Raw genomic sequence first — 21,325 nt, 5'->3', positions numbered from 1 at the left:
ATCAGGAATCCTCGCGCAGCGCCTCGGCCACGCGCGCTTCCAGGAGGTCCGGCCGGCGCAGGACCAGGGCGCCGCGGGTGCGGTCGACCAGTCCCTCCGCCGCCATCGCGGTGAACTCCCGGGTCACCTGCTCGCGGCGGCAGCCGATCCGCGCGGCGAGGACGTGGTGGTAGGGCGGCGGCGAGACCACCCGCTCGCCCGCCGTGCCGGCCCGGGGCACGGAGAGACGGAGCAGCTCGGCGTAGAGCCGGTGCTTCAGGTCGAGCAGGGCGTGTTCCATGAGCCGCGTGTTCAGCTCGCGCACGCGCTTGGCCAGGAGCCGGAACAGCCGGTCGGCGATCGCCTCGGAGGCGAACACGATCTGCCGGAAGACCGGCGCCGGCACCACGCAGACCTCGCCGCGGGTCAGCGCCGTGACGTTGGCCGAGCGGCCGATCCCGTCGATGGCGGCGAGCTCGCCGAAGAAGGCCCCGCCCCGCATCTCGCCCAGGATGACTTCCTTGCCGGACTGGGTCCGGTTCAGGATGCGGACCTCGCCGGAGGCGATGAAGTACACGTCGGTGGAGATATCGTCGAAGTCGACGAGGACCTCGTTCTCGTCGAAGCGGCGCCAGTGGCAGCGGGGCTCGTAGGGGCTGAGCTCGATGCCGGGATCCTTGAAGAAAGGTATTGTCCCCAACCGCGCCATCGATCGTGTTCCCTCAACTCCGGCCTCCGTCCCTGCCCTGACGGGGGCCGGCCAGCAGATCTGGGGACGGGAGCAGCCCGCACAGTGAAGCCGCGCCCCGCCGGGGCGGTGCTGGATCGATCGGGCGCCGCAATCGTGACGGTCGCGGGCGGGGCGGTCAAGCCGCGTCCCGATGAACAGGAGTTTATTAGCGTGGATCAGGTATCAGGGCTAAATTCCTGGCCCGCCGAGGCGGGCAGTATCGATGCATCAAGACGTACCTTTCCCGCGCTCGACATCCTCCACCGGTCCCCGCCAGCAGGCGACACTCGCGCGCCCCTTCGAGCGTTCGGGCCGCAGCCTCCATTCCGGGCGGCACGCCACGGTCCGCGTCAGCCCCGCCCCGGCCGGCCACGGCATCGTCTTCCGCCGCCACCTGAAGGACGGACGGGCGGTCGACGTGCCCGCCCACTGGCACTACCGGGAATCGCAGCCGCTCTCCTCGGCGCTGCGACGCGACGGCGTCCTCGTGCGCACGATCGAGCACCTGATGGCCTCGCTCAGCGCGCTGCGGATCGACAACGTGCTGGCCGAGATCGACGCCGACGAGTTGCCGATCTTCGACGGGAGCGCGACGCCCTGGTGTGAGGCGATACGGATCGCGGGCCGGCGCGAGCAGAGCCTGCCCTGCCGGGTGATCCGCCTGCTGCGCACGGTGGCGGTCGAGAACGGGCGGCGCCGCCTCGAGATCGAGCCGGGCCCGGGCCTGCACATCACCGGCCACGTCGCGCTGGCGCATTTCGGATCGATCGACTGGTCGGGCGCGATCACGCCGGAATCCTTCGAGCGGGAGATCGCGCCGGCGCGCAGCTTCGGGCGCTACGCGCGGGCCATGGCGGGCCGCGCCTACGGCTACCTGATGCGGAACGACTTCCTGCAGGGCGTCTCGCCCCGCTCGGCAGCGCTGCTGGTGCGCGGGCACGTCCTGGGCGGGATGCGCGTCCCCGGCGAGCCGGTTCGCCACCGGATCCTCGACCTCGTCGGCGACCTCGCGCTGGCGGGCCACCCGGTCGAGGGTCGGATCTCGGCGTTCCACACGGGGCACGAGCTGAACCACGCCCTCGTCACCGCCCTCATGCGGGACGGCAAGGCCTGGGAACTCGTCTGAGGGTCGGGTTCAGGCGGAGGCGCGGCGGGGCGTCTCGCAGGCGACCGCGACCGCTCCGAAGGCGCGGACGAGGTCCGCATCGAGCTTCGCCCTCATCGATTCGAGGATGGCGTAGGCCTCGCGCGGGGCCTTCGGCGCCTTGTAGGGGCGCGCCTCGATCAGCGCGGCGAAGATGTCGGCGATGGTGATCAGGCGGACGAGGTCGGGGATCTGCTGCCCGCGCAGCCCGTCCGGATAGCCCGACCCGTCGAGATACTCGTGGTGCGAGCGGACCACCGACAGGGTCAGCGCGTCGTAGTCGCCCGTCAGCAGCATCTCGTGTCCGAGCGCCGGGTGGCGAGCCATCTCGGCGCGCTCCGTCGGCGTCAGCGGCGCGGGCTTGTTCAGGATCGCGAGGGGGATCTTGGCCTTCCCGATGTCGTGGAGCAGCGCGCCTTTGACGAGGTAGCGGGAATCCGCCTCGTTGAGCCCCAGGACGCGCGCGAACTCGGCCGCGATTCCGGCCACGCTCAGGCAGTGGCGGTGCGTGACGTCGTCGAAGCTCGCCACGACCCTGAGCCATTCGCGCACCTTGGCCTCGCGGATCGCCTGGTTGACCAAGTCGGCGCCGTTCTCGACCAGCGCGGCCGGGGGCGCCTGATCGGCGCGGAACAGGCTGACGAAGGCCGAGCGGGCCTCGTTCACCTGCTCCTGCCAGTTGCCGGTCTGCGGCGGGGCCTTGGCGGTGCCGATCAGGGTCGCGACCGCGTTCAGCAGCATGGCGCTGACCGCGGCGGCCGGCATCGCGCGGGTCGCGCCGAGGGCGGTGGCCTGGATCTCGCCGCGGCCGAGGTTGCCGTGGATCAGGGCCAGGAACGGGATGCCGGGCCCGCGCGCGGTGGACAGCGCCTGGCGCAGCCGGCGCACGGATTCGGAGGTCAGCGCGCTGACGTCGCTGATGATCAGCCCCGCCCCCCGCGGCGGGACGGCGTCGCCGTAGAGGTCGTGCAGCACAACGGGCGTGACGCCGCCGAGATTGCGCGCGAGCCTCTCGGCGCGCTCGACATCGTCGGTCAGGATCAGGGTCTGGCCCAAGATTCCCCCCTGTGGCTCGCCCCCGCCCGGGCGCTTTTCCGGCTCACGCGACGACGTTCTAGAGCCGATGAACGCACTATCAGCGTCTATTTGCGCAGCACTCGCCACAGGTTTGACGGCATTCCGTTAAAAATCCGACAGCCGAAGCTGATGTTTCAAGCTTAAAATAGGCGCCGCGTTGTGTCGGAGGGCGACACGGGGATGCCGGCCTGCCCGCGCGACGGCGGCGCTTGCCTCGCGGCGTCCGGACCGCCAGAACGCCGGCATGCTGCGCGTCAACGACCTCACCTACCGCATCGGCGACCGTCTGATTCTCGATTCCGCGAGCTTCACGATCCCGGAAGGCGCCCGCGTCGGGCTGGTCGGGCGCAACGGGGCCGGCAAGACCACCCTGTTCAAGGCCATTCTCGGCGACCTCCCGGTCGACGCGAAGTCGGTGGCGTTGCCCAAGGGCATGCGGATCGGCGCCGTCGCCCAGGAGGCGCCGGCCGGACCGGAGACGCTGCACGCGGTCGTGCTCGCCGCCGACACGGAGCGCGCCCGCCTGATGGCGGAGGCCGAGCACGCGGACGGTCTGCGTCGGGCCGAGATCGAGACGCGGCTCGTGGATATCGGCGCCCACTCGGCGCCGGCCCGGGCCGCCGCGATCCTGCACGGGCTGGGCTTCGACGCGGCGGCCCAGGCGCGGCCCTGCGCGGACTTCTCCGGCGGCTGGCGGATGCGCGTGGCGCTCGCCGCCGTCCTGTTCTCGGAGCCGGACCTGCTGCTCCTCGACGAGCCGACCAACTACCTCGACATCGAGGGCACGCTCTGGCTGTATGATTACCTGGAACGCTACCCGCGCACCGCGATCATCATCAGCCACGACCGCGACCTGCTCGACACCAGCGTCGACCACATCCTGCACCTCGACCGCGGCAAGCTGACGATCTACCGCGGCGGCTACACCAGCTTCGCCAAGCAGCTCTCGGAGAAGCGCGTTCTCCAGGCCAAGGCGAAGGCCAAGCAGGATGCCGAGCGCGCGCACCTGCAGAGCTTCATCGACCGCTTCAAGGCCAAGGCGACCAAGGCGCGGCAGGCCCAGTCGCGGATGAAGCGGCTCGCCAAGATGGAGCCGATCGCCGCGCTCCTCGAGGACGACGTGCCGGTGATCCACCTGCCGAGCCCGGAGAAGCCGCTGTCGCCGCCGATCGTCGCCATGGAGCGCGTCAAGGCCGGCTACGGGGACCGGATCGTCCTGACCGGCCTCGACCTCAGCCTCGCGCCGGACGACCGGGTCGCGCTGCTGGGCGCGAACGGCAACGGCAAGTCGACCTTCTGCAAGCTGATCGGCGGCCGGCTCGGGCCGGTCGCCGGTGAGGTGAAGCGCTCCTCCAAGATGGAGGTCGCCTACTTCGCCCAGCACCAGCTCGACGAGCTGCGCCCCGCCGAGAGCGCCTACGCGCATGTCCGGACCCTGATGCCGGATGTCCCCGAGGCGAAGGTCCGCAGCGCGACGGCGCGGCTCGGATTCGGCGCCAACAAGGCCGACACGCCGGTCGAGAAGCTGTCGGGCGGCGAGAAGGCGCGCCTGCTCATGGGGCTCGCCGCCTTCCACGGCCCGCACCTCCTGATCCTCGACGAGCCGACCAATCACCTCGACATCGAGAGCCGGCAGGCCCTCGTGGAGGCGATCAACGACTACGAGGGCGCCGTCATCCTCGTCTCGCACGACCGGTTCCTGGTCGAGGCCTGCGCCGACCGGCTCTGGCTGGTCGCGGACGGCACGGTGAAGACCTTCGACGGCGACATGGACGATTACCGGCGCTTCGTCCTGTCGGGGCCCGAGCGCGAGACCGAGCGCGAGACCGAGCCGTCCGGCGGCCAGAAGGCCGAGGCGCGCCGCGCCGGCGTCGAGCGCCGCGCGGCCCTCGCGCCCCTGCGCAAGCGGCTGGAGGCGATCGAGGCGCGGATGGCCAAGCTGACCGCGGCGATCCAGAAGATCGACGCCGCCCTGGAGGACGGGTCCGCGTTCCGGGAGAACGCCGCCAAGGCCGGCGAGATCGCCAAGATGCGGTCGGACGCCGCGACCGCGCTCGCCGCCGCCGAGGAGGAGTGGCTGACGGTCAGCGCGGAGATCGAGGCGGCCTGACGGGGCCGCCTCACACCGAGCCTTCGATCGCCCGCTCCAGGATGTCGACCCCGAGGTCGATCTCCGCGTCGGTGGCCGTGAGCGGCGGGGCGATCCGGAACACGCCGCCCATGCCGGGCAGCTGCACGATGTTCATGCTCAGCCCGAGTTCGAGGCAGCGCCGCGTGATCGCGTCGCCGAGTTCCGGGGCCGGCACCTTCGTGTCCCGGTCGGCCACGATCTCCACGCCCTGCAGGAGGCCGCGCCCGCGCACGTCGCCGATGCAGGCGAAGCGCTGCTGCAGCGCCCGCAGCCGCGCCGCCAGCCGCGCGCCGGCCGCCTCGGCCCGGCCGACCAGGCCGTCGCGCCGGACGATCTCCAGCACCTTGAGGCCGACCGCGGCGGGAAGCGGGTCGGAGACGTGCGTGGTGTAGAACAGGAAGCCGCGGGCGTGGCAGAGATCCTCGATCTCCGGCGTGGTCAGGACCGCCGCGAGGGGCAGGCCGGCGCCCAGGGTCTTCGAGAGGGTGAGGATGTCGGGCACCACCCCGTCGCGCTCGCAGGCGAACATCAGGCCGGTGCGGCCGATGCCCGTCTGGGCCTCGTCGAGGATCAGCAGCATGCCCCGCTCGGTGCATTTGCGCTTCAGCGCCGTGAGGTAGCCGGGCGGGAGTTCGAGGATGCCGCCGGAGCTGAGGATCGGCTCCGCCAGGAACGCGGCGAGGTTGCCGGTCGACTGCCGGTCCACCAGCGCGAAGGCGTAGTCGAGCTCGGTCTGCCAGTCGGCGGCCCCGTCCCGCGCGAAGGTCGGGCGGTAGGCGTTCGGGGCGGGAATCGCGAAGGATCCGACCGGGGCCGGGCCGTAGCCCTTGCGGCCGGCGCTGTAGGTCGCCGAAGCGGCCCCCGCCGTCATGCCGTGCCACGACTGCGCGAAGCTCACGATCTCCCAGCCGCCTGTGGCGAGCTTGGCCATGCGCAGGGCGGCCTCGTTGGCCTCGGCGCCGGTGGTCAGGAGAAGCGCGCGCTCCAGCCCGCCGGGGGCGAGGCCGGCCAGCTCGGTCGCGAGGTCGACCACCGGCCGGCTCAGCATGCCGCTGAACAGGTGATCCAGGCGCCCGACGTGGTCGGCGACGACGGCGGCGATCTCGGGATGCCCGTGACCCAGGATCGCGCTCATCTGGCCGGAGGTGAAGTCGAGGATCTTCCGGCCGTCCGCGTCGTAGACGAAGCTGCCCTCCGCGCGCTCGATGATGACCGGCGCGAAGGCGCCGCCGTAGCGCACGAGGTGCCGGCGCGCGCGCGTCCAGAAGTCGGGGTCGTCGTTCCGCGTCGTCATCGATCCGGGTCCCGTGGCAGGCCCCGCCATGCTAGGACCGCCCGTGACCCCAGAGAAGCTTATAGTTCTGAACCAAGGGTTCAGCGATCCTGATGGCCCAGAGCCTCGACATCGACCTCCTGCGCAGCTTCGCCACGGTCGCGGAGACGGGCGCGCTGAGCCGGGCCGCGGAGCGGGTCGGGCGCAGCCAGGCCGCCCTCAGCATGCAGATGAAGCGACTGGAGGATCTGGTCGCGCAGCCGCTGCTGCGCCGGACCGGGCGCGGGGTGGTGCTCACGGTGCAGGGCGAGCGGCTCCTCGTCCACGCGCGCCGGATCCTGGCCTCGCACGACGACGCGGTGGCGGAACTGTCCGGCGGCCGCCTCAACGGCACGCTCAGGTTCGGCTGCCCGGACGATTACGCGCAGGCCTTCCTCCCCACCCTGCTGCGCGGCTTCGCGCACCTGCATCCCGACGCGGCGATCGAGGTGGTCTGCGGCGCGACGCCCCGTCTGGAGGAGCGGCTCGCCCGCGGCGAGCTCGATCTGGCCCTCGTCTCGGTCCCGCTGGCGGCCGGGCGGGAGATCCTGCGGCGCGAGGACCTCGTCTGGGTGGCGCCGCGCGGCGCCGAAGCGCCATGGCCCGACCCGTTGCCGCTCGCGCTCGGCGACCCCGACACGCTGGACCACCGGGCGGCGCGGGCCGCCCTCGACGCGGGCGGGCGCGCGTACCGGATCGCCTACGCGAGCGGCAGCCTGTCCGGGCTCCTGGCGGTGGCGCGCTCCGCCCAGGCGGTCGCAGTCCTCACCCGGGCCGCGGTCCCGCCCGACCTGCGCGTCCTGAACCGCGGCAGCGACCTGCCCGCGCTGCCGCGGATCGGCCTGACGATCCACCTGGACGAGGCGCACGCCGCGCCGCTGACCCGCGCCTTCGCCGCCCACCTGCGCGCGGTGCTGCCGACGCTCTGATCGGGCGGTCCCGCCGGGCTCCCGTTCGTCCGGACGGGGTAGCCCTGGTCCGATCGCGATCGCGGCCGCCCCGAGCCGGTCGGGCCTGTCGCTAGCCCGCCTCGGACGGCTTCCGCCAGACGACGACGATCTCGTCGTTGTCGACGTTGATCCAGTTGATGTGGGTGCGCGGATGGGCTTGGCGGATCGTCTCGAAATGCGCGCTGTTGCAGAGCAGGTAGATGTCGCTCCCCGTGTCGTCCAAACCGGCCTCCGCCTCGCGCAGGACGGAGCGGAGGCTCGGACCCGGCAATTGCACGGCCCGGAACCGCCGGCCGGGCACGTCCGGAAAGGCCAGGCTCCAGGCCGCCGTGACCCGCGGGCTGTCGTACGCCACGACCGTGTCGGCGCCGACGAGTCGGGACGGGCTGTGATCCAACCGGACATCCTCGCTCCAGTTGCGATTGGCGGCGCCGATCGTCTTCGTCGTCTCCGGCGACACGACCGGGGTCGTCGCCGTGGCCGTCGCCATCGCGGCGGCAGCGACCTGCGTGCCCCGCCGGTCGGTCACGTCAAGCGCGGCGTCGATCACTTGGATGCGGTTCTCGACGAGCGCGAAGACGGCCCCGGCCGCCTCCGGCGTGAGCGTGTAGATCGACCGCGGATCCGGCGCCGCGACGGGATTCACGTCGCGCGCCGGGGTAAGCACGGTCGCCTCGCCGGGCGGCGCCTTCTGTGCGGCCGCCGCGATCGCGGCCATCGGAGGTACGTAATCCATCGCGCAGTCTCCAGCTTTCGACCCGATGCGGAACCCGGCCTCCGACCCGCGCAGCGCCGTCGCCCGCGCATCGACCGTTTGCCGACGGCCATGCGGGCGTGGATCGACGACAGTCGCGGCGATGCGGAGGGGCGCCACCGCGGGCATGCCGCGGCTGCGCCGTCCGAGCGGCTCGGACCGTGGCCCGTTGTCCAGGCAGGTCGGTCGGAAGCGCCCCGCGCCCGTCGGAGCGGCCGCTGACGCGGAGTCACGGCGAGAGAGGGGATCCACCTCGGTCATCGGGGGCCTGCCGGTCCTCATGACCGCGAGCGCCCAGTCCGCGAGCTTCATGCTTCGTTGAATCGGATTTGTATCCAACGACTTGACTCTGTCAACGGCACGCAAGTTGAATCGTCTCCGCGACAGACTTTCATAGCCCGTATATCTGAGCGAAATCGTCGGAATTCGGCGGTCCGCTGTACGCGTTGCTTCCGCTCTTCTCAGAAATGGCGGGCGGCGCTCCGAATAATCGGAGATCGACGAGCGCCTCCCTCCGAGCCCGGGCGATCCACAGGCGGCGCGCGTCGCCGTGAGCCACGGTTCCGCCGCGCTGGTCGCGCAGGCGGTCCGACGGTCGGCACCGCGAGGGGGCTCCTCCCGATGGGCGCGATCGGCGGTCCCGGCCCGCCGGATCCGCACGGGTGCGGTGTTTGCCCGCGGCCCGCGGACATGCGAGAGAGGCCGGATGTTGACCGTCGATAGCCTCTGGCGCGCGCGGCACCGGCTCGCGCAGTTCGGGAAGAAGCGGACCGGATCGCCGCGCATCCTCGTGATCGGGGTCTGCCAGGCCGGATCCATCGCCAAGACGATGCGCTACCTGCTGCCGCACGCACAGGTGGATTTCGTCTCGGCCTTCACGGCGTCCCGCCGGTTCCCGCGGCTCGCCGACCTGATGGCGCACGCGGACGGGTACGACCACGTCTTCACCAGCATCTACCTGCCCAAGTTCAAGGGCGGCGGCTCGATCGACACGCTGCGGACGCACCCGAAGGTCCGACTGATCCCGACCATCGTGTTCAGCGCCTACCATCCCGACCTCGTCCACGTGGGCGTTCAGGATCACGTCACGCTGAACGGCCTGATCTCGGGTCCGATGGGGCACTCGCACTCGGCGATCACGCTGTTCGCCTACCTGTCGGGCTTCTCGCAGGCGCAGGCGCTTCGGCTGTTCTCCGAGCCGGTCTTCGAGCGCCTCGGATACTTCAATCTCTGGGACGAGTCGGTCGCGTACCTGCGCGGCCTCGGCGTCCAGGCCGGGTACGATCTCGACACGCACCTCACGCGCTGGGCGCGTCGGGGCTGCTTCATGCACTCGATCAACCACACGAAGCTCTACGTGGTGGCCGACCTCGCCCGCGGCCTGCTGACCCGGGCCGGCGTGCCCTTCGAGGAATGCGACCTCGACGCGTTCCTCCCGGACGACCTCGGCGGCCAGGGCAGCTGGCCGGTCTATCCGGAGATCGCCCAGCATTACGGCGTGCCCGGCAGCGCCCTGTTCTTCAAGGCGGAGACGCGCCGGTCCGGCCCCGCGCGCACGATGAGCCGGCCCGAATTCGTCGCCGCCTCCTACGCGAACTACGACCGGCGCGAGCGGAAGCTCCTGATCTCGCAGCGCGTCCAGGGCTGGCTCAACGACGCGCCGACGGTGGATTTCCTGCGCGAGGCCGCGGGCCGGGGCGACGCGCCGGCGCGGCCGGCGAGCCGGGCCCCGGCGGTGAATGCCGGCAGCCTCGCCGGCCACGCCTCGTAGCGTCCGGAAGGGCACTTCCCCGCGGGCCCGGCGTTGTCGGCCACGGCCCGCCGCCGCGGGAAGGACGTCGAGGTGTTCCGATGAGTTCCGTGTCCCGCCATCGCACCGGTCGCGCCGCGACCGCGGCGGCCCTGACGCTCGCCGGATCGGCGGCGGCGCTGGTCGGCTGGAGCGCGCTGGCCGTGGACCGGCGGATGACCCTGCCGCCTGCCCTGCCGGGCCGCCACGAGCGGATCCGAACCCGCCGCGCCGGCGCGCTGTCGCTCTACGGCTCCGCTGAGGCCGAGGGCGTGCCGCTCCTGCTCATCCACTCGATCAACGCGGCGGCCAACGCCTACGAGGTCCGGCCGCTGTACCTGCGCTACCGCGGCACGCGCCCGGTCTACGCCCTGGAACTCCCGGGTTTCGGCTTCTCGGAGCGCTCGCGCCGCCGCTATACGCCGCGCCTGATGGTGGAGGCGATCCACGCGGCGGTCGACGAGATCCGGAGCCGGCACGGCGGCTGGGCGATCGACGCCCTCGCCCTGTCGCTCTCGTGCTCGTTCCTGGCGCGGGCGAGCCTGGAGCGGTCCGACGCCTATCGCAGCCTCGCGCTGGTCAGCCCGACGGGGTTCGACGCCCGGCTCTCCGGGGAGGGTCCGCCGGACGGCCATCGCGGCCGCGACTGGCTGCTCCGCGTCCTCGACCGCCCTCCGCTCGGCCGGCCGCTCTTCGACGCGCTGGTCACGCGGCCGAGCATGCGGTTCTTCCTGGAGAAGACCTTCGGTTCCTCCGAGATCGACGAGGGTCTGCTCGCCTACGATCACGCCTCGGCTCACCAGCCCGGCGCCGAGCACGCCCCGTTCTGCTTCATCGCGGGCCACCTGTTCCCCACCGACGCGACCCGCCTCTACGAGCGCCTCCGCCTCCCGGTCTGGATGGTGCACGGGGAGCGCGGCGACTTCGTCGACTACCGGCTGGTGCCGCGGGTCGCCGACCGGCCGAACTGGCGCGTCGACACCCTGCCGACCGGCGCGTTCCCGCATTTCGAGCGGCCGGAGGCGGTGGCGGCCGGCTACGACGCGTTCCTGGCGAGCATCATCCGCCTACCGGCCGCGCGACCGGCGTGATCCGTTAACGGGCCCGCGGGACACCGGCGCGCAGGCGCTCGCAGGCTGGCGGGTCGAGCGCGCCGGCCGCCGAACGTCGAGGTCGTGTGTCGGAGGCCGCAGCGATCCGCGTCGGTGGACCCGGCGCGCCCCCGTCCGTAAGGATGGAGGCGCCGCCCGGAGCGGCGTCCGTGTTGGAATCCGATGATCGACCTGACCCTCGAGGCCGCCCGCACCGTCGTCGACACCGCCCTCCGGGCGGCGCGCGCCCGCAACCTCAAGCCCCTCGCCGTCGTCGTCTACGATGCCCGCGGCGCGCTGAAGGCGGTCGCGGCCGAGGACGGCACGTCCCTGCGCCGGGCCGAGATCGCGAGCGGCAAGGCCAACGGCGCTCTGGCGCTGGGCCTCGGCTCCCGGGCGATCTACGCGCGGGCGGAGCAGCAGCCCTACTTTGTCGCCGCCGTGACGCACCTCGCCGGGCCCGACGCCCTCGTGCCGGTGCCGGGCGGCGTGCTGATCCGCTCCGGCGAGGGACGCCTTCTCGGCGCGGTCGGCATCTCCGGGGACACCTCCGACAACGACGAGATCTGCGCGGTGGCGGGGATCGAGGCGGCCGGCCTGAGGCCGGATACCGGCGCCTGACCGTGCGCCCGCGCCGGCGCGACTGGCTGGCCGGCGCGTTCGCCCTCGCGGCCGTGCGGCCCGCCCGCGCGGCCGACGCGCTCTACCGCCGCGGCAACGACGCCGATCCCGAGACGCTGGACCCGCACCGCTCGTCCACGGTCGCGGAGGCGCACATCCTGCGCGACCTCTGCGACGGGCTGCTCACCTACGACAACCGGGGCACGATCATCCCGGGCGCGGCGCGCGCCTGGTCGATCTCCGAGGACGGGGTGAGCCTGCATTTCGACCTGCGCCCCGACGGCCGCTGGTCGAACGGCGAGCCGGTCACAGCGAACGACTTCGTCTACGCGTTCCGCCGGATGCTCGACCCGGCCACGGCGGCGAAATACGCCGAGATCCTGTTCCCGATCCGCAACGCCGCCGCCGTGAACCGCGGCGAGCGGCCGGCCGACGCCCTCGGCGTCGCCGCCGAGGCGCCGCTCCGGCTCGCGATCACGCTGGAACAGCCGACGCCCTACATCCTGGAACTCCTGACCCACCAGACCGCGCTTCCGGTCCACCGCGCCGCGGTCGAGCGCTACGGCGACAGCTTCACCCGTCCGGGAAACCTCGTGACCAACGGACCTTACCGGCTCGCAGACCGCGTGCCGGGCGGCGCGATCACGCTGGAGGCCAACCCGCACCATCCGGACGCCGCGAGCCTCGCGATCCGGCGCGTCGCCTTCCTGCCGACGCCCGACATCGCCGCCGCGGTGCGCCGCTACGCCGCCGGCGAGATCGACTCCCTCTCCGACCTGCCCGTCGACCAGATCGCCGACCTGCGCCGCCGCTTCGGGCCGCAGGTGGTGCTCGGCCCCTCGCTGGGGCTCGCGGCGCTGGTGGTGAACACCCGCAAGGCGCCGTTCTCGGATTGGCGCGTCCGCCGGGCGCTGTCGCTCGTGATCGACCGCGAGTACCTCGCCGACGGCCTCAACGGCGGCACCATGAGCCCGGCCTACTCCCTGTGCCCGCCCGGCCTCGACAATTACCGCACGCCCCCCGAGACCGAGGGCCGCCTCGGCCTGCCGATCGACCACGAGGCGGAGGCGCGCCGCCTGCTCGCGGAGGCGGGGTTCGGCCCGGACCGGCCACTCACGGTGGAGTACCGGTTCAACATCAGCGACAACAACCGCACCATCGCGGTGGCGCTCGGCGAGATGTGGCGCGACCTCGGGATCGTGACGCGCTACGTCTACACGGACGCGAAGACGCATTTCGCCTACCTGCGCGACGGCGGCGACTTCGACGTCGCCCGCTACAGCTGGATCGCCGACTATTCCGATCCGCAGAACTTCCTGTTCCTGCTTCAGAGCGGGAATGACGGCATGAACGCCGGCCACTGGTCGGACGCCGCCTACGACGCCCTGATGGCGCGGGCCGCCACCGAGCGCGACCTCACCCGCCGGGCCGGCCTGCTCTACGACGCCGAGGCGATCGCCCTGCGCGAGCTGCCCTGGATCCCGCTGATGCACTACCGCTCCAAGGCGCTGATCGCGCCGCGGCTGCACGGCTACCACCCGAACCTGCGCAACGCCGCGCCGACCCGCTTCATGAGGCTCGACGCGTGATCCGCTTCATCCTGCGCCGCCTCCTCCAGGCGGTGCCGACGCTGCTCGCCGTGGTGACCGTCAGCTTCTTCCTGATGCGCCTCGCTCCGGGGGGGCCCTTCGACCTGGAGCGGCCGCTGGCGCCCGCCGCCATGGAGAACCTGCGCCGGGTCTACGGCCTCGACCGGCCGTTGATCGCGCAGTTCGGCAGCTACCTCGCGGCGCTGGCGCGGGGCGACCTCGGTCCCTCCTTCTCGTTCCGCGACCAGAGCGTCCTCGGCCTGATCGCCCGGGGCCTGCCGGTCTCCGCGACGCTCGGCGCCCTCGCCCTCGCGCTGGCCACCGCGCTCGGCGTCGGCCTCGGGATCGTGGCGGCGCTCCGGCGCGGCGGGTTCGTCGACCGGCTCCTCGGCGTCGGGGCCGCCCTGACCCTCTCGCTGCCGAGCTTCGTGGTCGCGCCGCTGCTGCAGATCGCCTTCGGCCTGACCCTGCGCTGGCTGCCGCTCGGCGGCTGGAACGACGGTGCCCCGAGCCACCTCGTCCTGCCGGTGGTGACCCTGGCCCTGCCGCAGGTCGGTGCCCTGGCCCGGCTCACCCGGACCTCGCTCGCCGAGGCGCTGCGGACGCAGCCCGTCCGTACGATGCGCAGCCTCGGCCTTCCGCCGGCCCGCGTCACCCGGCACGCCCTGCGGGGGGCGCTGCTGCCGGTGGTGGCCTATCTCGGGCCGCTGGCGGCGGCCCTGCTCACCGGCTCGGTGGTGGTCGAAACGATCTTCGGGCTTCCGGGGATCGGCCGGTACTTCGTCGAGGGTGCGCTCAACCGCGACTACACGCTGGTGATGGGCACGGTCCTGCTCGTCGCCGGGCTGGTGATCCTGCTCAACCTCGCCGCCGACCTCGCCTGCGCGTGGCTCGACCCGCGCCTCCGGGGGGCGGCGTGACGGCGGTTTCCACGGCGCCGGCCCGGCGCGCCGTCCTCCGGTTCGCGCGGGAGCGGACCGCCGTGGCGGCGCTCGCCGTGCTGGTCCTGATCGCCCTCGCCTGCCTGATCGGCCCGGGCCTCACCGGCCACGACCCCGAGCGCGCCTATCCGGACCTGCGCCAGCTCCCGGCCGGCCTCACCGCGCAGCCCGACGCCGCGCGTCTCCGGCCGGCGCTCGAGCGTCTGGCCTTCCGCATGCGCGCGCGGCTCGACGCGGTCGAGCGCGACGGCGACACGTTGCGACTCGCCCTCGGCTCCGATGCCGGCGTCGACCGGCGCAGCCTCGTCTACCTGCCGCGCTCGGCTCTGTTCGGGACCCCGACCGTCGTGGACGAGCGGGACGGCGGCCGCGGGCTCGTCGTGGCGGTGCCGGTCCGGCGCCTGCACTTCCCCCTCGGCACCGACATCCAGGGCCGCGACCTGCTGACCCGCTGCCTCGTCGCCGGCCGGATCTCGCTGGCGATCGGGCTCGCGGCCAGCCTCGTCGCCCTGCTCATCGGCGTCGCCTACGGGGCGATTGCGGGCTTCGTCGGGGGCGCCGTCGACGCCGTGATGATGCGCGCCGTCGACGTGCTCTACGCGCTCCCCTTCGTGTTCTTCGTGATCCTGCTGCTGGTCTTCTTCCGCCCGAGCCTGCTGCTCATGCTGGTGGCGATCGCCGCGGTGGAGTGGCTCGACATGGCCCGGGTGGTGCGCGCCGTGACCCTGTCGCTGCGCGAGCGCGACTTCGTCCGCGCCGCCCGGGCGCTCGGCCTCGGAACACCCCGGATCATCCTCCGGCACATCGTGCCGAACACCCTCGGCCCGGTGGCCGTGACCGCGACGCTGCTGGTGCCGCAGGTGATCCTGCTGGAGAGCTTCCTGTCGTTCCTCGGGCTCGGCGTGCAGGAGCCGCAGACCAGCTGGGGCGTCCTGATCGCCGAGGGCGCCCGCTCCATCGAGGCGGCGCCGCACCTGCTCGCGGCCCCGGCCGCGTTCCTGATCGCGACCCTGGTGGCGCTCAACCTGAGCGGCGACGGCCTCGCGGACGCGCTGGACCCGCGCCGGGACTGAGTCCGGGTCCGGCAAGCTCCGCGACGTCAGCCCAGTTGCCGGATCGGGGCGCCGGCGAGCCAGGCCTCGATGTCCTCCACCGCCTGGGTGAAGAAGGTCCGGTAGTTGTTGCGCGACACGTAGCCGAGATGCGGCAGCGCCAGCACGTTCGGCAGGCGCCGGAACGGGCTGTCGGCCGGCAGCGGCTCGGTCTCGAACACGTCGAGGCCCGCGCCGGCGATCCAGCCCTCCTCCAGCGCCTGGACCAGCGCGGCCTGATCGACGATCGGCGCGCGCGAGGTGTTCACGAGAAACGCGTCGCGGCGCATGCGGCGCAGCTCGGCCGCGCCCAGGAGGCCGCGGGTCCGGTCGCCCAGCACGAGGTGGATCGTGACGACGTCGCTCGCCTCCAGCAGGGCTTCCTTCGAGGCCGCCCGCTCCACCCCGGCGGCGGCGGCGCGGCCATCGTCGAGGTTCGGGCTCCAGGCGATCACCCGCATGCCGAAGGCGCGCCCGATCTCGGCCACCCGCGTCCCGATCTTCCCCAGGCCCAGAACGCCGAGGGTCGCGCCGGCGAGGTCGGTCCCGATCGTGCTCTGCCAGGGGCCGCCCGCGCGCAGGGTCAGGCTCTCCGGCGCCACGTGTCGGGCCAGTCCGAGGATCAGCGCCCAGGTCAGCTCCGTCGGCGGCGTCGGGCTGGAATCGGTGCCGCAGACGACGACGTTGCGCGCGCGGGCCGCCGCGAGGTCGATGGCGAGGTTGCGCATGCCGCTGGTGACGAGGAGTTCCAGCCGCGGCAGCCTTTCCAGCAGAGCCGCCGGGAACGGCGTCCGCTCCCGCATGATCACGAGGATCTCGGCCTGCGCGATCCGCGCCACGAGGTCGTCCGGATTCGGGATGTGCTGGCTGATCGCGGAGATCGCGACGCGGTCGGAGAGGCGCGCCCAGTCCGCGAGCGCGAGGGCCGCCTGCTGGTAATCGTCGAGGATCAGGCCGGTGCGCATGGGGATGGGGTAGGCCTCGACGGGTGGAGCGTCAACGGATGCCGGGCGACGGCGCGCGGCGCCTACGCCCCGGCCAGGGCCGCGAACGCCGCCGTGACGCCGGCGGCGCCGGGATCCTGGACACCGGCGAGATCCCCGGCCGCGAGGTAGCTGGAGCGGCCCGCGCCGGCGCGATCCATGCCGGCCGTGGCCTCGGCGCCGGCCCGGGCCGCCGCCGCGGCGGCCGCGAGATCGCCGCCCTTCAGGGCCTCGACGGCGGGGATCAGGGCGTCGAGCAGGGTGCGATCGCCCGCCTGGGCGCCGCCGTAACCCTGGACGCGCGCCACGCCCTGCCCGAGAGCCTCGGGCCACGCGGCGCCGTCGGCGAGGGCCGAGGCCGTCGCGGCGAAGAAGATCGAGCCGAGCACGCCGCTCGATCCGCCGACCGCGCGCCCGATCCGCTCGGCGAGCGCCCGGCACAGGGCCGCGGGCTCCGCCTGCGGCAGCCGGTCGAGATCGGCCAGGACGGCGCGGGCCGCGCCCGCGAAGGTCGTGCCGGCATCGCCGTCCCCGACCTTGGCATCGAGGCCGTTCAGGGTGTCCTCGGCCCCGATCAGGGCCTCGGCGACGGCCCGGATCCGGGCGGCGGTGACGGCGTCGTGCGAGGGCGCGAAGGCCTCGCCCGCGAGTCCCTCGGGCACCGGCCGCAGGATCGGCGGCGTGACCCGCACCGCCGCGGGCCAGACCGGGACCGGGACGGGCTCCGACAGGGCGCGCTCCAGCGCGTCGTCGAGCGGCAGGACCGACAGCGAGGCACCGTGCATGTCGAGCGCCGTCATCAGCGGCGCGGGCCCGAGCAGCAGGCGGACGCGCCGCCCGAGGTCGGTGGCGAGCACGGCGCGGGTGAGGACCTGCATCTCGAGCGCGGAGGCGGAGCCGAGATTGTTCACGAGCAGCGCCAGCCGGTCCGCACCCGCGACGGCGCGCGCGAGACGCTCGGCCATCAGCTCGGCGAGGTCGCTGGCCTTGGGCAGCGCGATGCGCTCCGCGCCGGGCTCGCCGTGGATGCCGAGGCCGAGCTCGGCCTGTCCCTCCGCCAGCCGCTCGCTGCGCGGCGAGCCGGGGATCGTGCAGGTGGAGACCGCGATGCCGAGCGACTTCGCCGCCCCGGCCGCCCGGCGGGCGAGCGACGCCACGGTCTCGAGCGGTTCCCCGGCCTCCGCGGCGTGACCCGCCACCTTGTGGACGAACAGCGTCCCGGCGACGCCGCGCGGCTGCTTGGCGTCCGGCAGCGCGATGTCGTCCGCGACGATCACGGTCTCGACCCTGTGGCCCAGCGCCCGGGCGCGCTCGGCGGCGAGCCCGAAATTCAGCCGGTCACCCGCGTAGTTCTTGATGACGAGCAGGCACCCCGCCGGCCCCGTCACCGCGAGGATCCCGGCCAGCACCGCGTCGACGCTCGGCGAGGCGAAGACGTCACCGCAGACAGCGGCGCTGAGCAGGCCCGGTCCGACGAAGCCCGCATGGGCCGGCTCGTGGCCGGAGCCGCCGCCGGAGATGACCGCGACCTTCCCGGGATCCGGAGCGGCGCGGAGGACGACGCGGATGCCCGGGTCGCCGTCGAGCCGTGCCAGGCGTCCGCCGCTCGCGGCGACGAGGCCGTCGACGGCGTCGTTGACCAGGGTGGAGCGGGCGTCGATGAAGTGGGCCATGGCGTGACCTTCGATGGGGCCAATCCGCGATTCTGCGTCGGCGGATCCGCGCGCATTGTCCGCCTCGTCGAGCCCTGCTGGCAACGGTCTCCGTCCTCGCGAGCGCAGCGCAGCGATCCGGCCCGCGCCACGCCGACCGAAGTCCCGCCGCCCCGGCACGCTTCGCTGCGCGCGCGACGACGACGGTCCTGCCCGTCCCTTATTCCTTCACGGCGCCGGTGAGGGCGGAGACGTAGTACTCGACGAAGAACGAGTAGAGGATCACCAGCGGCAGCGAGCCGAGCAGCGCGCCGGCCATCAGCGACCCCCACTTGTAGACGTCGCCGTCCACGAACTCGCTCACCACGGCGATGGGCACCGTCTTGTTCTGCGTCGAGGACAGGAAGGTCAGCGCGTAGATGAACTCGTTCCAGCACAGGGTCAGGGAGAAGATCCCCGCCGAGATCAGCCCCGGGAAGGCGAGCGGCAGGATGATCTTGGTGAGGATCTGCCACCGGCTGGCGCCGTCCATCAGCGCGCATTCCTCCAGCTCGTAGGGAATGGTCTTGAAGTAGCCCATCAGGAGCCACGTCGAGAACGGGATCAGGATCGTCGGGTAGGCGAGGATCAGGGCGATCGGCGAGTCGAACAGGCCGTAGGCCTGGATGATCGTGGCGAGCGGGATGAACAGGATCGAGGGCGGCACGAGGTAGGCGAGGAAGATCGCCGCCCCGACCCAGCCGGCGCCCCGGTAGCGCACGCGGACGCAGGCATAGGCGGCGAGCACGCTCGCGAACAGCGACAGCACGGTCGCCGCCACCGACACGTACATCGTGTTCCAGAGCCAGCGCGGATACTGCGTCTCGAAGAGGAGCTTGTTGATGTGCTTGAGCGTCGGATCCACGACCCAGAACGGGTTGAACCGCTCCATGTCGATCAGCTGCTCGTCCGGTTTGATGGCCGTCAGCGCCATCCAGTAGAACGGGAACAGCAGCACGGCGAGGATGAGGAGGAGGGGCAGGTAGGTCGTCACGAGCCGCCGGGGCAGGCGCTCGAGATAGGCCATGCCCTCCGAATTGTCCGTGAGCCCGGCGGGCCGCGCCTCCAATACGGAGTTGAGATGCGGATCGGCGTGGGCGGGCGGTGCGGGCGCGCTCATCGGTCGTTCCCCCCGGATTGCCAGGCCCTGCGCTGCAGGCCGAACCACGAGATGCCGATGGCCGCGAGCAGGAACGGCACCATGGCGGTGGCGATGGCCGCGCCCTCGCCGAGCGTCCCCGAGAGGATGCCGCGCTGGTACGACAGGGTCGCCATCAGGTGGGTGGCGTTCACCGGGCCGCCGCGCGTCATGGCCCAGATCAGCTGGAAATCGGTGAAGGTGAACAGCACTGAGAAGGTCATCACGACCGCGATGATCGGGGTCAGCAGCGGCAGGGTGATCCGCGAGAAGATCTGCCAGTTGGAGGCGCCGTCCAGCGTCGCGGCCTCGTAGAGCGAGGGCGAGACCGTCTGGAGACCGGCGAGCAGCGTGATGGCGATGAACGGCACGCCCCGCCAGATGTTGGCGAAGATCACGCAGGCCCGCGCCATGGCGGGATCGCCGAGGAAGTCGATGTTGCCGTCGATCACCCCGAGATGGCGCAGCGACCAGGAGATGATCGAGAACTGGCTGTCGAAGATCCACCAGAAGGCGATGGCCGACAGCACGGTCGGCACAACGAACGGGATCAGCACGATCGACCGGATGATCGACTTGAACGGCATGTTCTTGTTGAGCAGCAACGCGAGGTAGAGCCCGACCCCGAACTTCACCACGGACGCCACCGCCGTGTAGAGGCAGGTGTTGAACACCGAGAGCCAGAAGACGTCGTCGTCCCAGAGCCACTCGTAGTTCTCCAGGCCGACGAAGACCCCGTCGCGGCCGATCCGCGCGTTGGTGAAGGACAGCCAGATGCCCTTCAGGAGCGGGTAGGCCAGGAACAGGCCGAGGATCAGCGCCGTCGGCAGCATGAACCAGAACCCCGCCCAGCCGCGGCTCGCGCGCACGCGCTGCCAGGCCGAGCGGGTCGGGATTGCGGCCGGGGCGGGCTGCGTCAGGGCCGTGTGCGCCATGGTCTCGCCTCCGGCGGGTGCGGTCAGGTGTTCCGGAAGATGCGGGTGGCGGCGCGCTCGGCGTTTTTGATGGCGCCCTTCACGTCCTCGCGGCCGGTGCAGTGACTGGCGAACATGTCGACGATCACGAAGTCGGCCAGCACCGCGGCGATCCGCTCGCTCACCGGCGCGAGGCCGCCCGCCGCCAGGGAGCGCCGTCCCGCCTCGGCGAAGACCGCGTTCTTCGGGTCGCTCGTCCAGATCGGGTTCTTCGGATAGTTCGACAGCGGCTCGCAGAGGTAGCCCTGGGCCGCCTCCAGCCAGGGATTGTAGTTCGCCGCCTCCATCATGAAGGCGATGAAGGCCTTACAGGCGTTCGGCGCCTTCGAGTACTTGAAGGCCAGGATCGGGAAGGCGAGCTGGAACTCGGTGGGCTTGCCGACCGGGCCGATCGGCCAGACCGCGTGGTCCATGTCCTCGGCGAGCTTCGGGTTGTCCTTCTTGGCCGCCGCGTAGATCGAGATGCCGTTGTTGGTCAGGTACAGGTCGCCGGCCAGGAACGCCTTGTTGTTCGACGAGTCGTTCCACGACACCGTGCCGGGCACGAAGGTCTCGTACAGCGACTTGACGTATTCGAGCGCCTTGGCGGTCTCGGGCGAGTTGATGACGATCTTCTCGTTGGCGTCGACGAGGTTGCCGCCGTGCGACCAGAGCGCCCAGTGGCACCACGTGTTGCCGTCACCGGTGGCGTGGCCGAGGGCGAAGCCGGCGGGGGTGTTGTTCTTCTTCAGGCCGCGGCAGAGTTCGAGGAAGCCCGCGGTGTCGGTGGGGAACTTGTCGAACCCGGCCTTCTTCATCGCCGAGATGCGGTAGTTCGGATAGCCGCCGTTGAACGCCACGGGGATCGCGATCCACTTGCCCTTGACCTTGCCGTAGGCCTCGGCCGACGGGAACCAGGGGCCGTATTTCTTGCCGAGGGATTCCGCCACGTCCTCGAGCGGCAGGCATTTGTCGGGAAAGAGCGCCGGGAACGAGAACAGACCCCAGACCATGTCGGGCCCTTGGCCCGTGTTGGCGGCGACCGACGCCTTGGGCTGGATGTCGTCGAAGGACTCGTTGGTCACCGTGACCTTGACGCCCGTCGCCTTGGTGAAGGCGTCGACGAGCTTCATGAAGGCCTCGTCCTCGGCCGGCACGAAGCGCTTCCAGCGCAGGAGCGACAGGCTCGCCCCCGGCTCGGGCTTCCACTCCGCGTTCTGCGCCCAGGCCTTGGCGAAGCCGAGGAGGTCGCCGCCGGCGGCGAGGCCTGTCGCTGCGGCGCCCGCGAGGAGGGACCGGCGATCGAGAACGGACATCGTTTCTTCTCCCTCGGTGATCGTGATCCTGGAGGCGCCGCGCGC

18 protein-coding genes are annotated in these 21,325 nt (G+C 72.2%); 9 read left to right on the top strand and 9 right to left on the bottom strand.

Annotation, left to right across the window (positions count from 1 at the left end):
* Position 1 precedes the first annotated feature (1 nt).
* Entirely contained in the window at positions 2-688 is a 687-nt protein-coding gene (locus ACX9MN_RS10740) for a Crp/Fnr family transcriptional regulator (RefSeq protein ID WP_026604752.1), read from the bottom strand.
* A 244-nt stretch (positions 689-932) separates the two neighbouring features.
* On the opposite strand from ACX9MN_RS10740, the gene ACX9MN_RS10735 reads away from it, so the two are divergent.
* The gene (locus tag ACX9MN_RS10735; RefSeq protein ID WP_091926613.1) at positions 933-1,835 is read left to right on the top strand and encodes a UDP-3-O-acyl N-acetylglycosamine deacetylase; all 903 of its coding nucleotides are present in this window, start codon (positions 933-935) and stop codon (positions 1,833-1,835) included.
* 9 nt (positions 1,836-1,844) lie between these two features.
* Here ACX9MN_RS10735 and ACX9MN_RS10730 read toward each other — a convergent pair whose 3' ends face one another.
* Positions 1,845-2,909, bottom strand: coding sequence for an HD-GYP domain-containing protein (locus ACX9MN_RS10730; protein ID WP_091677041.1), 1,065 nt, complete (start codon positions 2,907-2,909; stop codon positions 1,845-1,847).
* 265 nt (positions 2,910-3,174) lie between these two features.
* Here ACX9MN_RS10730 and ACX9MN_RS10725 point away from each other — a divergent pair, with 265 nt between their 5' ends.
* Positions 3,175-5,040, top strand: a complete 1,866-nt coding sequence (locus tag ACX9MN_RS10725; protein WP_489724386.1) for an ABC-F family ATP-binding cassette domain-containing protein — start codon at positions 3,175-3,177, stop codon at positions 5,038-5,040.
* A 10-nt stretch (positions 5,041-5,050) separates the two neighbouring features.
* Here ACX9MN_RS10725 and ACX9MN_RS10720 read toward each other — a convergent pair whose 3' ends face one another.
* Positions 5,051-6,355: an aspartate aminotransferase family protein gene (locus ACX9MN_RS10720; RefSeq protein ID WP_489724385.1), complete on the bottom strand. Its 1,305-nt coding sequence runs from the start codon at positions 6,353-6,355 to the stop codon at positions 5,051-5,053.
* A gap of 92 nt (positions 6,356-6,447) precedes the next feature.
* Between ACX9MN_RS10720 and ACX9MN_RS10715 the strand changes: the two genes are divergently transcribed.
* Entirely contained in the window at positions 6,448-7,302 is an 855-nt protein-coding gene (locus tag ACX9MN_RS10715; protein WP_091976603.1) for a LysR substrate-binding domain-containing protein, read from the top strand.
* Positions 7,303-7,393: 91 nt separating this feature from the next.
* On the opposite strand, the gene ACX9MN_RS10710 is transcribed toward ACX9MN_RS10715, so the two are convergent.
* Positions 7,394-8,059 carry a hypothetical protein gene (locus tag ACX9MN_RS10710; RefSeq protein ID WP_106735905.1) on the bottom strand — a complete coding sequence of 222 codons (666 nt, stop codon included), beginning with the start codon at positions 8,057-8,059 and terminating at the stop codon, positions 7,394-7,396.
* Between the two features lie 724 nt (positions 8,060-8,783).
* Here ACX9MN_RS10710 and ACX9MN_RS10705 point away from each other — a divergent pair.
* The 6 genes from ACX9MN_RS10705 to ACX9MN_RS10680 all read left to right on the top strand — a co-directional run bounded on the left by ACX9MN_RS10705 (position 8,784) and on the right by ACX9MN_RS10680 (position 15,181).
* Entirely contained in the window at positions 8,784-9,848 is a 1,065-nt protein-coding gene (locus ACX9MN_RS10705) for a WcbI family polysaccharide biosynthesis putative acetyltransferase (protein ID WP_020091925.1), read from the top strand.
* A gap of 80 nt (positions 9,849-9,928) precedes the next feature.
* Positions 9,929-10,957 (top strand): alpha/beta fold hydrolase, encoded by a 1,029-nt coding sequence (locus ACX9MN_RS10700; protein ID WP_091677054.1) that lies wholly within the window; start codon positions 9,929-9,931, stop codon positions 10,955-10,957.
* A 183-nt stretch (positions 10,958-11,140) separates the two neighbouring features.
* Complete coding sequence (locus ACX9MN_RS10695; protein ID WP_489724384.1) at positions 11,141-11,578, top strand: GlcG/HbpS family heme-binding protein; 438 nt, start codon at positions 11,141-11,143, stop codon at positions 11,576-11,578.
* A 2-nt stretch (positions 11,579-11,580) separates the two neighbouring features.
* A complete protein-coding gene (locus tag ACX9MN_RS10690) occupies positions 11,581-13,167 on the top strand; it encodes a peptide ABC transporter substrate-binding protein (protein ID WP_489724383.1) in 1,587 nt (528 codons plus the stop codon).
* The gene (locus ACX9MN_RS10685; RefSeq protein ID WP_489724382.1) at positions 13,164-14,087 is read left to right on the top strand and encodes an ABC transporter permease; all 924 of its coding nucleotides are present in this window, start codon (positions 13,164-13,166) and stop codon (positions 14,085-14,087) included. The genes ACX9MN_RS10690 and ACX9MN_RS10685 overlap by 4 nt, the downstream gene beginning before the upstream one ends.
* Positions 14,084-15,181, top strand: a complete 1,098-nt coding sequence (locus ACX9MN_RS10680) for an ABC transporter permease (RefSeq protein WP_489724381.1) — start codon at positions 14,084-14,086, stop codon at positions 15,179-15,181. The genes ACX9MN_RS10685 and ACX9MN_RS10680 overlap by 4 nt, the downstream gene beginning before the upstream one ends.
* 26 nt (positions 15,182-15,207) lie before the next feature.
* Here ACX9MN_RS10680 and ACX9MN_RS10675 read toward each other — a convergent pair whose 3' ends face one another.
* From ACX9MN_RS10675 to ACX9MN_RS10655, 5 genes are all read right to left on the bottom strand, one after another.
* Complete coding sequence (locus tag ACX9MN_RS10675) at positions 15,208-16,164, bottom strand: D-2-hydroxyacid dehydrogenase family protein (RefSeq protein ID WP_175556302.1); 957 nt, start codon at positions 16,162-16,164, stop codon at positions 15,208-15,210.
* 62 nt (positions 16,165-16,226) lie between these two features.
* Positions 16,227-17,855 carry a dihydroxyacetone kinase subunit DhaK gene (locus ACX9MN_RS10670; protein ID WP_489724380.1) on the bottom strand — a complete coding sequence of 543 codons (1,629 nt, stop codon included), beginning with the start codon at positions 17,853-17,855 and terminating at the stop codon, positions 16,227-16,229.
* A 199-nt stretch (positions 17,856-18,054) separates the two neighbouring features.
* The gene (locus tag ACX9MN_RS10665; RefSeq protein ID WP_234082978.1) at positions 18,055-18,900 is read right to left on the bottom strand and encodes a carbohydrate ABC transporter permease; all 846 of its coding nucleotides are present in this window, start codon (positions 18,898-18,900) and stop codon (positions 18,055-18,057) included.
* An 89-nt stretch (positions 18,901-18,989) separates the two neighbouring features.
* On the bottom strand, positions 18,990-19,946 hold the full coding sequence (locus ACX9MN_RS10660) for a carbohydrate ABC transporter permease (RefSeq protein WP_020091916.1): 957 nt from the start codon (positions 19,944-19,946) through the stop codon (positions 18,990-18,992).
* Positions 19,947-19,969: 23 nt separating this feature from the next.
* Positions 19,970-21,280 carry an ABC transporter substrate-binding protein gene (locus ACX9MN_RS10655; RefSeq protein WP_020091915.1) on the bottom strand — a complete coding sequence of 437 codons (1,311 nt, stop codon included), beginning with the start codon at positions 21,278-21,280 and terminating at the stop codon, positions 19,970-19,972.
* Positions 21,281-21,325 lie beyond the last annotated feature (45 nt).

Source organism: Methylobacterium sp. 1A (assembly GCF_058072805.1).
Note: the sequence above shows the minus strand (reverse complement) of the source record. Positions and strands in the feature narration are given on the sequence as shown.